The sequence below is a fragment of the Shewanella sp. Shew256 genome, assembly GCF_002196695.1.
In the GTDB taxonomy this organism is placed as follows: Bacteria; Pseudomonadota; Gammaproteobacteria; order Enterobacterales; family Shewanellaceae; genus Shewanella; species Shewanella mangrovisoli.
Window position 1 is genome coordinate 432,589 of record NZ_NAJR01000001.1, and the last position, 14,284, is coordinate 446,872.

General features: G+C 47.9%; 14 protein-coding genes. 8 read left to right on the forward strand and 6 right to left on the reverse strand.

Annotated features, from left to right (window positions below; translation table 11 throughout):
• Positions 1 to 35: 35 nt before the first annotated feature.
• Together B5P39_RS01860 and yjjX are read right to left on the reverse strand one after the other, a co-directional pair.
• Positions 36 to 1,016, reverse strand: coding sequence for a bifunctional helix-turn-helix transcriptional regulator/GNAT family N-acetyltransferase (locus B5P39_RS01860; protein WP_254915671.1), 981 nt, complete (start codon positions 1,014 to 1,016; stop codon positions 36 to 38).
• Between the two features lie 107 nt (positions 1,017 to 1,123).
• A complete protein-coding gene (gene yjjX, locus B5P39_RS01865) occupies positions 1,124 to 1,663 on the reverse strand; it encodes an inosine/xanthosine triphosphatase (RefSeq protein WP_011627128.1) in 540 nt (179 codons plus the stop codon).
• A gap of 256 nt (positions 1,664 to 1,919) precedes the next feature.
• Here yjjX and B5P39_RS01870 point away from each other — a divergent pair, with 256 nt between their 5' ends.
• Complete coding sequence (locus B5P39_RS01870; RefSeq protein ID WP_088210254.1) at positions 1,920 to 4,487, forward strand: acylase; 2,568 nt, start codon at positions 1,920 to 1,922, stop codon at positions 4,485 to 4,487.
• Positions 4,488 to 4,931: 444 nt separating this feature from the next.
• Complete coding sequence (locus B5P39_RS01875) at positions 4,932 to 6,224, forward strand: serine/threonine transporter (protein WP_088210255.1); 1,293 nt, start codon at positions 4,932 to 4,934, stop codon at positions 6,222 to 6,224.
• 58 nt (positions 6,225 to 6,282) lie between these two features.
• Here B5P39_RS01875 and B5P39_RS01880 read toward each other — a convergent pair whose 3' ends face one another.
• The gene (locus tag B5P39_RS01880) at positions 6,283 to 6,726 is read right to left on the reverse strand and encodes a GNAT family N-acetyltransferase (RefSeq protein ID WP_088210256.1); all 444 of its coding nucleotides are present in this window, start codon (positions 6,724 to 6,726) and stop codon (positions 6,283 to 6,285) included.
• Between the two features lie 220 nt (positions 6,727 to 6,946).
• Here B5P39_RS01880 and B5P39_RS01885 point away from each other — a divergent pair, with 220 nt between their 5' ends.
• Entirely contained in the window at positions 6,947 to 7,243 is a 297-nt protein-coding gene (locus B5P39_RS01885) for a DUF4234 domain-containing protein (RefSeq protein ID WP_088210257.1), read from the forward strand.
• Between the two features lie 161 nt (positions 7,244 to 7,404).
• On the forward strand, positions 7,405 to 8,727 hold the full coding sequence (locus B5P39_RS01890) for a dicarboxylate/amino acid:cation symporter (protein ID WP_088210258.1): 1,323 nt from the start codon (positions 7,405 to 7,407) through the stop codon (positions 8,725 to 8,727).
• A gap of 55 nt (positions 8,728 to 8,782) precedes the next feature.
• Here B5P39_RS01890 and B5P39_RS01895 read toward each other — a convergent pair whose 3' ends face one another.
• A complete protein-coding gene (locus tag B5P39_RS01895) occupies positions 8,783 to 9,199 on the reverse strand; it encodes an META domain-containing protein (RefSeq protein WP_011718162.1) in 417 nt (138 codons plus the stop codon).
• 70 nt (positions 9,200 to 9,269) lie between these two features.
• Here B5P39_RS01895 and B5P39_RS01900 point away from each other — a divergent pair, with 70 nt between their 5' ends.
• On the forward strand, positions 9,270 to 9,503 hold the full coding sequence (locus tag B5P39_RS01900) for a hypothetical protein (RefSeq protein ID WP_086903750.1): 234 nt from the start codon (positions 9,270 to 9,272) through the stop codon (positions 9,501 to 9,503).
• Between the two features lie 13 nt (positions 9,504 to 9,516).
• Here B5P39_RS01900 and B5P39_RS01905 read toward each other — a convergent pair whose 3' ends face one another.
• Positions 9,517 to 10,530 (reverse strand): GGDEF domain-containing protein, encoded by a 1,014-nt coding sequence (locus B5P39_RS01905; RefSeq protein ID WP_088210259.1) that lies wholly within the window; start codon positions 10,528 to 10,530, stop codon positions 9,517 to 9,519.
• A 172-nt stretch (positions 10,531 to 10,702) separates the two neighbouring features.
• Between B5P39_RS01905 and B5P39_RS01910 the strand changes: the two genes are divergently transcribed.
• From B5P39_RS01910 to B5P39_RS01920, 3 genes are all read left to right on the forward strand, one after another.
• Positions 10,703 to 11,251: a GNAT family N-acetyltransferase gene (locus B5P39_RS01910; protein ID WP_088210260.1), complete on the forward strand. Its 549-nt coding sequence runs from the start codon at positions 10,703 to 10,705 to the stop codon at positions 11,249 to 11,251.
• A 117-nt stretch (positions 11,252 to 11,368) separates the two neighbouring features.
• Entirely contained in the window at positions 11,369 to 13,384 is a 2,016-nt protein-coding gene (locus B5P39_RS01915) for an EAL domain-containing protein (protein ID WP_088210261.1), read from the forward strand.
• Positions 13,377 to 13,718 (forward strand): hypothetical protein, encoded by a 342-nt coding sequence (locus B5P39_RS01920; protein ID WP_088210262.1) that lies wholly within the window; start codon positions 13,377 to 13,379, stop codon positions 13,716 to 13,718. Before B5P39_RS01915 ends, B5P39_RS01920 begins: the two co-directional genes overlap by 8 nt.
• Positions 13,719 to 13,798: 80 nt before the next feature.
• Here the strand turns inward: B5P39_RS01920 and B5P39_RS01925 are convergent, their stop codons facing one another.
• Complete coding sequence (locus tag B5P39_RS01925; RefSeq protein ID WP_254915672.1) at positions 13,799 to 14,173, reverse strand: hypothetical protein; 375 nt, start codon at positions 14,171 to 14,173, stop codon at positions 13,799 to 13,801.
• Positions 14,174 to 14,284 lie beyond the last annotated feature (111 nt).

Here is a 14,284-nt window from a genome sequence, read left to right on the forward strand (position 1 = left end):
GCCGCGCCTTAACTGCTGCAAATATTGGCACAAGGCTATTCATTCAGTTCGGCGTGCAGTGGCAATAGCATTGGGATCTCGCAGGCGTCGTGGCCAGTATTGCCAAGTGGTGTGCTCAAGTAGTTAAACCCTAAGTGTTCGTAGAGTTTTAGGGCTTCTTTGAGTAATGCGGTGGTTTCGAGATAGCAGCTCTGATAACCCGATTCACGGGCGAACTCGAGGGCCTGCAGCGCTAAGCGCTTGGCTAAGCCTTTACCGCGGATCTCGGGCATAAAGTACATTTTTTGCAGCTCACTAATACCTTCATTGTTAGCCAGTGGCGCTATGCCTGCGCCGCCAACCACTTGGCCTTCATGCTCAATCACCCAGTATTTGGCGCCCGGCTGCGAATAGATTTGGCTTAAACAATCTAAGGTGGGGTCGGCCACGCTATAGCCTTTATCCGCCGTTAAGCCGTATTCGGCGGAAACCGCACGGATCACTTGGGCAATGGCGGCATCATCGGCGGCGGTCGCTTCACGGATAAGGCAACCCGATTGTTGTTTGGCTTTGTGTATGGCTTGGTTGTATTGCATAAGAGCTTGCTCGATTTGTTGAATTTGCTCAGGGGTCAGCTGGGCCAAGATTTCTTGAAAGAGTTGATTTTGCTGGCTATCTAATTTTGCGAGCAGCTTTTTACCTGCGCTCGTGAGTTGTACGACGAGGCAGCGATTATCCCGCGGATGCATTTGGCTCTGGGCGAGGTTTTTATCGACTAAGTGTTTGATCGCGCGGCTAGCATTGGATTTATCTATGCTCAGTTTGCAGGCGAGTTCCTTAATGGTTTGCGGTTGATTGCCTATCTCAAACAAGGCGTGGGCCTGTACTGGGGACAGAGGTAAATCGCCAAAGGCCGCATTGAGCATGCCTAAGTGTCTGACCATATAGCGGGAAAGGTGTCTCAGTTGGCTAGATGAGCCTGGATCATTTGCCATAGTCGGATTGAATGCCATCAGGGTTAACCAAAGTTGAGCCATGCAAGCACTTGTGTGGGCTGGCAGTGGCTCAGTTCGAATCATTTAGTTGCAAGTTACAACGAAATTAGCGGGCTTTGCTCGGCTTTGCAATATTTCATTAACAAAATTTAAGGGTACAGCTCAGGATTCAAAAACGGCGCCATGGCGAGGATAATCGCTTGGGTGTAATTGCTCTCACGGGTGGCATGGCCGTGGGTGAGCAGGCCGATTGCGCCGCCTTTTTGTTTGATGTTGACAGTATTGAACAGTCTATCCATCACATGCCCCAACTCTTCACCCGCCTCAAGTGCCTGATAAACCTGCATAGGTAGCGGCAACAGGGCGCCTCGGCCAATGCTCAAACGGGCTTGGTGGGCAATCGCAATATAGGCGAAGGTCGCAGGACCAAACTCGAAACAATCGACGCCGCCTTCCATCGCAAAGTAATAATCCGCTTCAACTTGTTGCTGGCAATAGTGAACACGGTTGATTGCCCCTTGGCGGGTGTCGCTATCTGTCATGGGCTGTGCGGGGACACCTGAGGGCGCATCCATGCCTTGAGTTTGGATCTCATATTCAGGGAAGAGCAGCGCCATGGCATTGGCCGCCGCGTTAATTTTGACGGGGTTTTTCGAACCGACGATCACTTTGATAATGTTTTGTTGCATATAAGTTATTTATTTTGGTTTTTAATGTGGACGCTCGTTTGAATCATTGCTTAAATGGTCGGAGGTGTCTCGCCTCTGGGTTTTCTATTTTGCCATATTCATCGCCTTGGCTCAGTAAAAAAGCGAATGCATGGGGAGCAAATAGCCAGAGTCGTGCATCAGGAAGCGACATACGACTATTGCTCCTTCAGTCAATTAGCTGATTTAAGCAGTAAAGCTATGTCATTGAAGGAACTAAAATTAAGAGATAATAATAATGAAATTCAACAAACTCATGATCGCGATGGGGATGGCCTGCGGCGTTATGCTCACAGGCTGTAACGACAGCGAAGATAGCACTACACCTACCGAACCTGAAACCCAACTACAAACCTTTGCCCCCAACGGCTTACTCAAAGCCAATATTCGTCGAACTACCTACGGTGTGCCCCATATCCAAGCCGATAACCTAGAAAGCTTAGGTTTTGGTAGCGGTTACGCGCAGGCGCAGGACAACCTCTGCGTGCTCGCCGATGGTTTTATTAAGGCCAACTCCCAACGCTCTATGTACTTTGGCCCCCATGCGTCGATTGATTTCACAACAGGGCTGCCCACGGCAGAAGACAATGGCAACTTAATCTCCGACTTTGCCTATAAAGCCTTAAAAATTCGTGAGCAAGCCGAAGCCAAATGGCCGCAGTTTAGTGAGCGTTCCCGTGCATTAATCCAAGGTTTTACCGCGGGTTATAACCAATACCTTGCCGATGTTGAAGCGGGTAAACAAACCGCCGAACCTTTCTGTGGCGGTCAGCCGTGGGTGAAGCCCATAGTGCCAGAGGATGTGGTCACTTATCTGTTTTCCATCGCCCTGTTACCCGGTGCGGCTAACTTCCTCGATTTGATTTTCTACGCTAACCCCGGGGATGGGCAGGAATACATGCCGCGCATCGTCGGGCCTGCGCCAAGCCAAGAACAAACCGCGTTTGTCAGCGATATGCAGTCTAAATTGCTTGCCCGTGCGGCGCGCATTACCACACCTGAGACTAATCCAAGGGATTTAGGCTCTAACGGTTGGGGTCTGGGTAAAGACAAGACTGAAAATGGTCGCGGCATGGTGCTAGGCAATCCGCATTTCCCACACACGGGCAACCTGCGCTTCTGGCAATCGCACATTACTATTCCAGGCCAATTGGATATGATGGGTGGCTCGCTGGTGGGCATGCCAGGCCCTATCAATATCGGGTTTAACAAAGACTTAGCTTGGACTCATACCTTCTCGACCGCTGAACATTTTGTGATGTATAACCTCGAGCTGGTCTCTAGCGATAGATTGCAGTATCTGTTCGATGGTCAGCCGATGCCGATCAATAAAGAGACTGTGTCTATCCTAGTGAACGCAGGCCCCGCTGGCATGTTAGTGGCTGAAAAGGATATTTACACCACGGCAAAAGGACCTATGGTCGAGGCGCCGCCTGCGCTCGCGCCTTTGGGTTGGGACGATGGCAGTGCCTTTATGATCCAAGATGCGAACATGGCGACTATGGATCCGGTCGATCATTGGCTCGCCATGAACTTAGCGACCAATAAAGACGAATTCCAACAAGCCTTTAAAGACTACGACGGGGTGATTTTCAACAACACTATGTATGCCGATAAAGAGGGGAACGCCTTCTATATCGACGACTCGACCGTGCCCGGTTTATCCGAGGCGGCGGTGGTAGTGCTAAAGACTTCACCCGATATTAAGGCGGCAAAAGAGCAAGCAGGTTTTACCATTCTGCCGGGGAATACTTCGTTATTTAGCTTTAGTGGCCCCACGCCCTATGAGCGTGCGCCTAAGCTTGAGCGTAGTGACTTTGTGCAAAACTCCAATGACTCCTTCTGGTCTACCAACTTAAATGAGCCACTGACTTACTTCTCGCCCATGTATGGTCCAGAAGCTGGGCAGTTATCGCTGCGTACCCGTATGGGCTTAACCTTGATGCAGGATGCGGCGGGCAGTGATGGCAAGTTCAATCTGGAAGAGTTAGAAGCCGCGGTATTGTCGAATCGCAGTTATTTAGCTGAGTTGGTATTGCCGGATTTGATTGCCCAATGTGAGGCGCAGGGCAGTACGCCTGTGGTGGTATCAGCGAGTTTATCGAAGGATCTCACCTCAGCCTGTGCGGCGCTCAAAGCCTGGAACGGTAAGCAAGATAACGACAGTAAAGGCGGCGCCTTACTGCGTGAGTTTGCCCATCAGTTCAGCCAAAAAACCATGTTGACCAAGGGATTCGACCCCGCGAATGCGGCAACCACGCCTAATACGCTTACCACAGACGGTAGTGCATTAGTGGCGCTTGCCCATGCGGCCTTGAATCTTGAAGCCGCGGGTTTTGCCTTAGATGCACCGCTAGGTGATGTGCAGTTTGTCGAGAAGTCACTCCCCGACGGCACAGCCAGCGGCGCGCGTTTACCTTGGCCGGGCAGCCATAACGCGGAAGGGGGATTCAACGTATTCTCTACGAGCTTGTCGGGAGATGACACTCTGATCCCGCAGCATAAGTACGCGCCGCTAATGGATGTTGTTACGGGTAAGGCTATGGCCTCAGGCATGACGGCTAAGGGTTACCAAGTGCGTTACGGTTCAAGTTGGATGATGGCGGTCAGCTTTACCGATGAGGGCCCTGTCGCGCGCGGCATACTTACCTATTCGGAGTCGAGCAATATACTGTCGCCTTCCTTTACCGACCAGAGCAATCTGTATTCCAGCAGTAAGACTTTCCGTCCTTTACTGTTTAAGGAAGCCGATATCGCCCCTGCGGTGATTTCGACCACTGAGCTGACACTGCAAAAAGCCCAGTAATTGCTGAGTTGTCGTGAATAGATGGGCTCACTTAGGTGGGCCTTTTTTTATTGGCTTTCTCTGGCGCAGCGCTCGCTGTTTCAAAATGTAAAAATTTAACAATTTACACAGTGATCTCGATCAAGCTTTTATAGGGCTTAATTGAAGCCTGTCGCATTTAGTGCATTTTTGCGACTTGATGCGGTTTTGTGGTTTTTATCGACAAACTGGCCGTGTCAACTCTTAGGTGCAGGGGTGAATTAACTGTACGTTATTGGTGTTTTTGTGTGATCTTTTTGCTGCACTATTGAAAATTTATTACGTAAATTCATGGATCTAGATCGCAAACCCAGTTTTATTTGAAATTTCATTACTTAAAATGGTGTTAGATCAACTTTTGCTTAAGCTTTTTCGCTATCCTTACGCCGAATTTTTTATGCGGTATCACCGTAAGGTAATTTTAATATGCAAAAAGATGCGATCAGTGTTCTCGAAACACCTCAAAGCACGCAAGAAAGCACAACAAGACACTTACCATGGACGCGCCAAGACACTACTTGGATGCTAAGTTTATTCGGCACCGCTGTGGGGGCGGGCATTTTATTTCTTCCTATCAATGCGGGCATGGGCGGTTTTTGGCCATTAGTCTTGATGGCCATCATCATCGGCCCTATGACCTATCTCGCCCACCGCGGTCTGTCACGTTTCGTATGTTCATCGAGTATTCCCGGCAGTGACATTACCCAAGTGGTTGAAGAGCATTTTGGGATTGGCGCGGGCAAGGCGATTACGCTGCTGTATTTCTTAGCGATTTATCCCATTGTGTTGATCTACGGTGTGGGGATCACTAACACAGTCGACAGCTTTATCGTCAACCAGTTGGGCATGGCCTCTCCGCCACGTTTCTTGCTGTCTGGCGTGTTGATTTTCGGCATGATGTCAGTGATGGTTGCTGGTGAGCAATTTATGCTAAAAGTGACCCAACTGCTGGTCTATCCGTTGGTGGGGATTTTGGCCTTTATGTCCATCTATCTGATCCCTGAGTGGAAAATGGATGCGCTGCAAGTCGTGCCAGACACCGGCGCCTTTTTGGGCACTGTATGGCTAACCATTCCTGTATTGGTGTTTGCCTTTAACCATTCTCCAGCGATTTCGCAATTTTCGGTTTCCCTTAAGCGTGACCACGGCGTCAACGCGGCCCGTAAGGCCGATGTGATCCTGCGTAATACCTCGATGATGTTAGTCGGCTTTGTGATGTTATTCGTGTTCTCCTGCGTGTTGTCGCTGTCGCCAGAACAGTTGGCCGAAGCGAAGGCGAAGAACCTGCCGATTTTATCTTACCTTGCGAACGTGCATGACAGTGGTTTTGTCAGCTATTTCGGGCCTTTCATCGCGTTTGTGGCGATTGTGTCTTCTTTCTTTGGCCACTATATGGGCGCGACTGAGGGCATGAAGGGCATTATCGTTAAGCAGCTGCGCTCAAGTAACAAACAAATCAGCGAGAACAAGCTGAACAAGTTTATCTTAGTGTTTATGTTTGCCACGATTTGGGCCGTTGCGATTAAAAACCCAAGTATTTTGGGGATGATTGAGGCGCTGGGCGGGCCGATTATTGCGGCGATTTTGTACTTAATGCCAATGTATGCCGTGTACAAAGTGCCAGCTTTGAAGGCTTACCGTAACCGCATCAGCAACGTGTTTGTGATTATTGCGGGCCTACTGGCGATGACGGCTATTCTGTTTGGTTTGTTAAGCTAAGCTTGGAATTAAAAGCGGTTTGAAACGAAAGGATCGGGTGATGCCCGATCCTTTTTTATTACTTCTCTTCGTACATCAGATAGTAACTCTGCTTCATCCCTAGCGCTTGGTAGGTTTGTTGAGCGGCGGTATTTTCCTGCTCCACATAGAGACGGAAACTCGCGGCGCCACCATTGGCCTCGGCCAATTGTTTCACCTCAGCATAGAGCTTGCCATAAATCCCCTGACGGCGATTTTGCGGACGAATATAAACGCTTTGGATCCAGTAATAATCTTTGGCGCGCCAGTCGCTCCACTCGAAGGTAACCATCAGCGAACCGACAATGTCGCCATCGATTTCGGCCACCAGATAAAAGCCTTTCTCAGGGTGATTCAGTAAGGTATTGACGCCTTTAATCAGGGTCGTTTCGTCTAGGGTGAGGCCTTCGGTTTCCTGCGCCATTGCCTGATTAAATTGAACTAGGGCGGTGAGATCTTGCACTTTGGCTTTACGGATCAACATATAACAACTCCTCGGCGGTTAGTACCTCTACCGCTCTTGTGTATGGGGATGACGCTTATGCATCGGCTTTTATTTGGCGGCACACTTTAGCACGGAACCGTTTAGAAGAACGAGTGAACAGCGTTTCAAATCCTGCTTTAATCACGGCTAATTTTTGTACGACTAAAGTCTAATCTGCTAGGCTTGAATAAGGTTTTCATCCTAAGGGAGTGATGCGATTATGGCATTCGTAAAATCAACTCGTCGCTTTAAGCCAAAATTTTTACAAGCCTATGAGGTGCAAGAAGATTTTAAGATGAATCATGCCATGCACTTTGTACTTACCTTAATCACCTTTGGACTATGGGGGCTGGTTTGGTGGTATTTGATCCTCAAATCGCAGGGGGATAATCAGTCACTCTTCAGCGGTTTTGACGATGACTATTGGAGCTACCTTATCGAGTGCGAGCAGCCGCCCGCATCCCTTTATCGCCAACGTTTTGCCGCCTCAGTCAATTCGGTGCAATTTGAGGCCTAGGCTTTGCCTTAGCTGGATTTTGCAGCGGTTGGCATCAACGTGATATAGATCATCCTTAGAATTTTATCCCTTATGTTAGACTCGGCGGCTGGCTAAGTTAAGTTAGTCCCGCCAAGGATAAGGCTCAGCCCTATCATCATTTAAAACTCAAGGTTATAAACATGTCAAAACAAAGGTCATCAGCCCTAGGCCGGATCTGGTCTTCCTGGATGTCAGTGCCCCTGTGGCTGCAAATTTTCGTTGGTATGGTGTTGGGGATTGCGGTGGGCATCAGTTTAGGTGAGCAGGCTTCTTACCTGAAACCTATTGGCACCCTGTTTGTGAATACCATCAAGATGCTGATCGTGCCTTTAGTGTTTTGTTCCTTGATTGTCGGTGTGACCTCAATGGAAGACACCGCCAAAATGGGCCGAATTGGGTTTAAATCCTTTGCGTTTTACCTGTGCACCACCGCGATTGCGATCAGCCTAGGTTTAGCCGTGGGCTATGTGGTGCAACCCGGTGCGGGCGTGCCTTTACTGCAACACGAAGCGGTACAAACGGCAAAAGAAGTGCCTTCGGTGATGCAAACCCTGATTGATATAGTCCCTACCAACCCTGTTGCCGCCTTGGCGAGTGGTCAAATCCTGCAAGTCATTGTGTTTGCTGTGGCGCTAGGGATTGCCTTGGTCTTGATTGGCGATCATGGAAAGCCTGCTATCAAGGTGTTTGAAAGCCTTGCAGAGGCCATGTACAAACTCACCGACATGGTGATGAAGCTTGCGCCTTATGGGGTATTTGGTCTGATGGCATGGGTCGCGGGCGAGTATGGCATCGACATGCTGTGGCCGCTGATTAAAGTGATTATTGCCGTTTATATTGGCTGTATTATCCACGTGTTAGGTTTCTACAGCATAGTGTTGCGTCTATTTGCCAAGCTGAATCCACTGCATTTTTTCAAGGGGATCAGCAATGCGATGGCGGTGGCATTTACCACCTCAAGTTCGGCGGGTACCTTACCTGCAAGCATGAAATGTGCGAGCGAATATCTCGGGGTAAATAAGAAGATCTCTAGCTTTGTGCTGCCCTTAGGCACCACCATCAATATGGATGGCACCGCCCTATACCAAGGCGTGACCGCACTGTTTGTGGCGCAGGCCTTTGGTATCGATTTAACTTGGGTCGACTATCTAACGATTATTTTAACCGCGACCTTAGCCTCAATCGGCACCGCGGGTGTGCCGGGTGCGGGCTTAGTGATGCTGACCTTAGTGCTCTCGACCGTGGGCTTACCCTTAGAAGGCGTGGCCTTGATTGCGGGAATTGACCGTATTCTCGATATGGCGCGCACCGTGGTAAACGTTTCTGGCGACTTAGTGGCGACGACTGTGATTGCTAAGTCGGAAGATGAGCTCGATGTTGAGCATTACAATGCCGACATGGTGCAGAGCGCTATGATTGCCGAGCAAAATGCCGCGAGTGAAAACGCCGCGACAAAAAGTTAATTCATCGAATAATAAAAAACCGCCAACTAGGCGGTTTTTTATTATCTAAGCAAGTTTATTTAAGCTGGCTTAAGACTAGGACGGGCTTATCGTCGCTGCTAAGCAGTGTTAAACGCCCTTGCACTAACTTGGCCTTAGCGACCAGTGGCAGGGCTTGCATCACTTTATGCTCCTGCTGCATCAGTGCATCGACACAGGCCTTCATCGTGCTGCCGCCAGGTATGATTTTTAGCGCCTGTCCCTGCTGGCTGTATTGACCAAAGAAGTTGTTGCAGCTGTTATTGCCAGAGAGTTTACCTTCATCAGCGAAGGTGATTTGCGCAGGGCTGTAATCCACTGTGGGTTGCCCTTGAACGGCTTCAATATGCCAACTTCCCTGTAATGGCACTGTGTCCTGATTGGCAACGTCAGTGCTCTGACATGCGGTTAAACCAAAAAGTAATGCGCTTAATAGAAATGTTTGTTTTAACATTGTCTCAGTTCCTTTTTCCGTATTCATGGCCATAGTGTACAAGTTTAGCGGGAGATAAAAAGAGGTTTATATGACAGATACCATTAAAAGCACTATGAATTTATTGAAGTTTTTACATTGGTTAGGTGTTTTGATGTTAGTTTGTGGACTTGGGATCTATATGTTGACCCAATGGAGTCTAGAAATCAGCGGTATGTTACTGATCTCAAGCCTCATTGGTTTAGGACTCGTATTGATGTCACCCTATCCCGTGGTGCTGTTTATCCAATGGGCGAAGCGTCAGGATGAGCTTCCTAAAGACTAATCGCGCGTAAAAGCTAGAGCTCGGCCGAGTCGGCGGCGGGATTATCATACTGTTCGGCATCGAACTTGGGCGCTTGATTTGTTTGGTTTGGTTCAGGCTCTGGCTGCATGGATTTCAGTTTGCAGCGCGCATCCTCCATCATGGGCGCTAACTTGGCCGTCGATTCTGGGGTAAAGAAGCTGTAACTGGCATCGAGTTTTAGATGGGGGTTTTGTTGTTCTAATTGTTTTTCGACCCGCTTCATAATGTGCAATATATCGCGCTCGCTATCGACGAAAGCTAACACCACAAATTGAGTCTCACTGTAATGGGCGGCCACATCGGCGGTGCGAATAGTATCTTGGACCAAATTGCCCAGCAGTCTATGGTGTTTCTCTTCTAAAGTATTTTCCGACGAATTTGCTTCTGTTAACTCGAAGAAGACGATTCCTGCGTGGGCGCCAAAACGTCGTCCTAGATTGAGTTGCCTGGGCGCCATCATCATAAAACCGTAATGGTTGAGCATGCCGGTCTCTTGATCGCGCATCGATAGGGATTCAATTCGATGATTTTGGCATAACAGGGATAATTCCTGCTGCAATAGAATTTGGAAGGGCTCGAGCATGGCGCTGTTGCTCGCGGGCTCGACCATATGGGGATTTAATACGCACAGCGAACCAAATTGGCTGCCGTCGGGCCAAGCGATAGGGCGTGAGAGAATATGTTGAATACCATCAAAATCCCGTGGCAATTCATCGAGCATAAAACGACCGAGATTAAGATAGTCTCCTTCCGCTGGACTATGTTTAAGTTGTTCAAACAGGGGGAAGTCGCTCGCAAACAAAGTGCCAGAGGTAAAGAGTGGCGTTTCGCTCACTGAGCTGACTATCACTTCAAAACCAGATTGAGTCATTTGCAGCACAAACACACTGGTGGCGCTGTAGTAGCTTTTAATCAACTCGCATTGATGCATCCAGCGACCAAGATTCACTTGCTGGTGGTCACTATCGAGCAGGCTGACATTGGGGTTGATGGTTTCGGGCAACATGGTGGCGCCTAAAGGGCAAAAAATATGCCTTAAGTTTGGGAAACAACAAGATAATTTGCAAATCAACGGGCTAAAAATCATCAGTTTTTATGCATCTATTATTGGGATGATTTATGACTCCTGTATACTGGCGCGCCGCCAGCCATATTGCTCGCCAAATTGAGTTTAGACAATGACAGTAAATATACGCCCTGCTACGACGCAAGATATTGATTCTTTAGTTTTATTAGAAAGAACCTTCCTCAATGATGAACTGGCGTCTTCGGCGATGGGCTTGGAGGGGCAAGCCTTTGGCCGTAGTGAACTGACCGAATTAGTCACTCGACATTGGGTGGTGGTGGCCGAAGATAAAGGGCGGATTATTGGTTATGTGATTGCCGGGCGTTGGGCCTTTTTCGAAACTTGGCCAGTTTATCGCACGCTCCTTAATCGCTTAGCTAAGGCCGAGTGGGACGGCCCTAGATTAACGAAGCAGAACACTTGTCAGTATGGCCCCATTTGGATAGATAAACACTATCGAGGTCAGGGGGTTTTTGAGGCGTTGGTGAAGGGGATTTATCAGCAACTTGCCCCTCATTTTGCCTATGCGGTGACCTTTATTGCCGAGGAAAACGAGCGTTCCTTTGCTGCTCATACTCAAAAAGCCACGATGCAAGTGGTCGATTTCTTTACCGTTTCGGCAAGAGATTACTATTTAATGGTGGCGCGCACTCAGGCTTAGTGAACATCCAGATTGACACGTGTTCTTGCTTGGAAACTCAGTATTTAGTGCATATCGTTATGAGGAATACTCTGTATCGACTATGGTTAGAAAATACTAATCAATATAGATGCTGCTATGAAGTTTGAGCTACGCCAATTTCTTGATAGAAGTTTTCTCATTTCGATACGTGAATCCTTTATCGCGTTACTGCCTTTTATTTTGATTAATTCGTTTCTCTCGCTGATTATTGCCTTACTCGACATTGGCATACCTACTTGGCAAGGCTCTGCATTTCATCAGGGAATTAGTTTTTTTTCGGTGCAACTTTCAAAGATTTTTCCATTACTTGCACTGATTTCTTTGTCCTTTCACTTTGCTAAATATCTACAACTGTCGGCGATTGTGGTGTGTTCTTTGTCGCTCAGTATTTTACTCGCCATTAATGCCCAAGATACGGGTAATGTATTTAATCTCGATTATGTACGCGCCATTTTGGCGGATCCGCGGATTGCGGTTTTGCCAATTATCTCGGCCTATTTATTACGTTTTTTGAGTGCATGGAAGGGGCTTCAACTGATTAAAGCGAAGGCGCTGAGTCGTTACTTAAAGCAACATTTAAATTTATTTTTCCCGATAGTGATTGGTTTTATCGGTCTGTTTGCCATCGTTGCCGAAGCTTCTATCTTTTTAGAATGGTTATTTGCGCCATTTATCGAAGGGTTGCAACAAGCGAGCCTCGGCGTGCAACTGTTTATGCGGATCCTGCTCACCCATGTGCTCTGGTGTTTTGGAGTGCATGGCGATAACGCCTATCTACTGTTGATTGGCGTCGATAATGGTTTAATGCAACTGGTACCGCATTTAACGGCGAGCCAGTTTATGGACTTGTTTATTCTCTATGGCGGTAGCGGTGCCACTTTATCGCTGATCATTGCCATTTTTATTGGCGCTAAAGACAGCGCTACTCGGCATATTGCCAAAATTGCCACACCCTTTGCGATTTTTAACATCAATGAAATTCTGATTTACGGCCTACCGATTATCTTTAATCCGCGCTTATTAGTGCCGTTTATCCTATCGCCGCTGATTAATTTTATCTTAGCTTACAGTGCTATCCATGTTGGGATCTTAAGCTTTGAGGGTCACAGTTTCCCTTGGATCACGCCGCCATTGCTCAACGCTTACATTGCCAGCGGCCATATCAGTGCGGTGTTTTTCCAGGTGTTATTAATCGGGCTTGGGGTATTGATTTATCTGCCCTTTGTACGACGTTTCTCCTTGATGTCTGAGCATTATGAGTTTGATAGCGAATTAATCAAACGTGTGCAGTTTCAAGCAGATATCGACCGGATGAGTGAGCAGCATTATTCACAGCAGCAGTCCGAATCGCTTAAGGCTGAATTGAACCTCGAGAAGACCATCAAAGAAGTCTTGGCGGGTGAGTTGCAACTACACTATCAGCCTAAAATTGCCTTAAGTACTAATCATGTTGTTGGATATGAAGCGCTTATTCGCCTGAAGGATGAGCATGGTAAGTTAAAGGGGCCGTATTTTATTGATGCCTTTCAGCGTGCAGGCTATTCCCATATCATCGACCGCTTTGTGATTAATACGGTTGCAGAGGATCTCGCTCGCTGGGAATTAGAAGGTTTTTACCCAAAAGTGAGCATCAATATCGACCCAAACAATATTACCGATCCCCAATTGTTGGCGACCATGAATGAAAGGTTAGGCAGCGTCGCCAACCGAGTCGAAATTGAGATGTTAGAATCGGCCTTTATGTTGGATTTAAATCGTATCGATAACAGCATGAAGCAGCTTAAACAACATGGGTTTAGCTTTTTCTTAGATGACTTCGGGACAGGGTTTTCTAGCTTAAGTTTACTGAGTCGGATTAATGTCGATGGTATTAAGCTCGACCGCAGTATTCTGGCCAATACCAGCGAGCCAAAAGGGCGTACCTTGTATCTGCAAATCTGTAAGCTTTGTAATAGTTTAGGCTTCAGTTTGATTGCCGAAGGAGTTGAAACCCCTGAAGAAGCCGAGTTTGTTAAAGCGGCGGGGGTGAGTTATGTGCAGGGCTGGTTATACGCCAAGGCGATGCCAGGACCCGAGGCTAAAGCCTTTTGGTTGGAGAGAAATAGTGAGTGATACCTTGGTCAGCAATCTGCTGACGACATACGCCAATGCCAATTTGTCGGCTTGGGATAATTTGCGAGTCTTATTATCCGAGTGCGCGTTGCAGCAATGCGAAGCCCGTGGATTTGAAGTCGATTGCGACGATAGTCGCCCCCATTATTGGCTGCAGATTGAGGATTGTTGGCTCGATTGCGGCAGAACCAATGCCTACAGCGCGGCTATAGAACGTTTAACACCTGAGGCCGTTCAAGGTGCAAGGATTATCGGCGTGCAAGACTGTGCACTGTTATCCGCCGCGCAGATAAACCTGCTGTGTATGCAAAACGCCCATTTTGACCACTGTTAATCCGAGTTATAGGATTAACCATTCCCCCGTCGGATACTTCCCTTGATAGCCAAAAGGAAGCCGTCCTTGTAAGTACCAAGCTAAACGTTCTTGGGTAAATTCTGAGAGCGTTCATCGGCTAGCAGTAAAGTGGCTAAGGTATCGGCATCATCTGACACCAGTGTGCAAATCTCAGCAACGGGTACTATTTTCCAGGTTTCCAGATAGGCGGCTTTAGCGATTTGAGCGACGATTTCGCTTGAGACTTGGGGCTTTAATCTGTCGGCTTGCTGATGGTCGCTAACGCATAAGCTTTCATAGGGTTCGGAGTAGGGCGGTTCGAAAAAACGGTCGGGATCCTTTTCAAGATAAGTGGTGATTTCTTCAAGGCTGCCTAAGGTTTTGGTCATGGGCTCGTTATGGCCCACCTTGGTCGCCCAAGAACAGGATTGGAGTTGTGCGATTAACGGCTTCATTGAGTCCCTGTCTTTTGCCTATAGTGAAAGCCATCTTGCTGATTATGATGGGGTTAGGCAATACATCCTAAGCATAAAAAAACCGCCCTAAGGCGGTTTTTTACAAGCGAA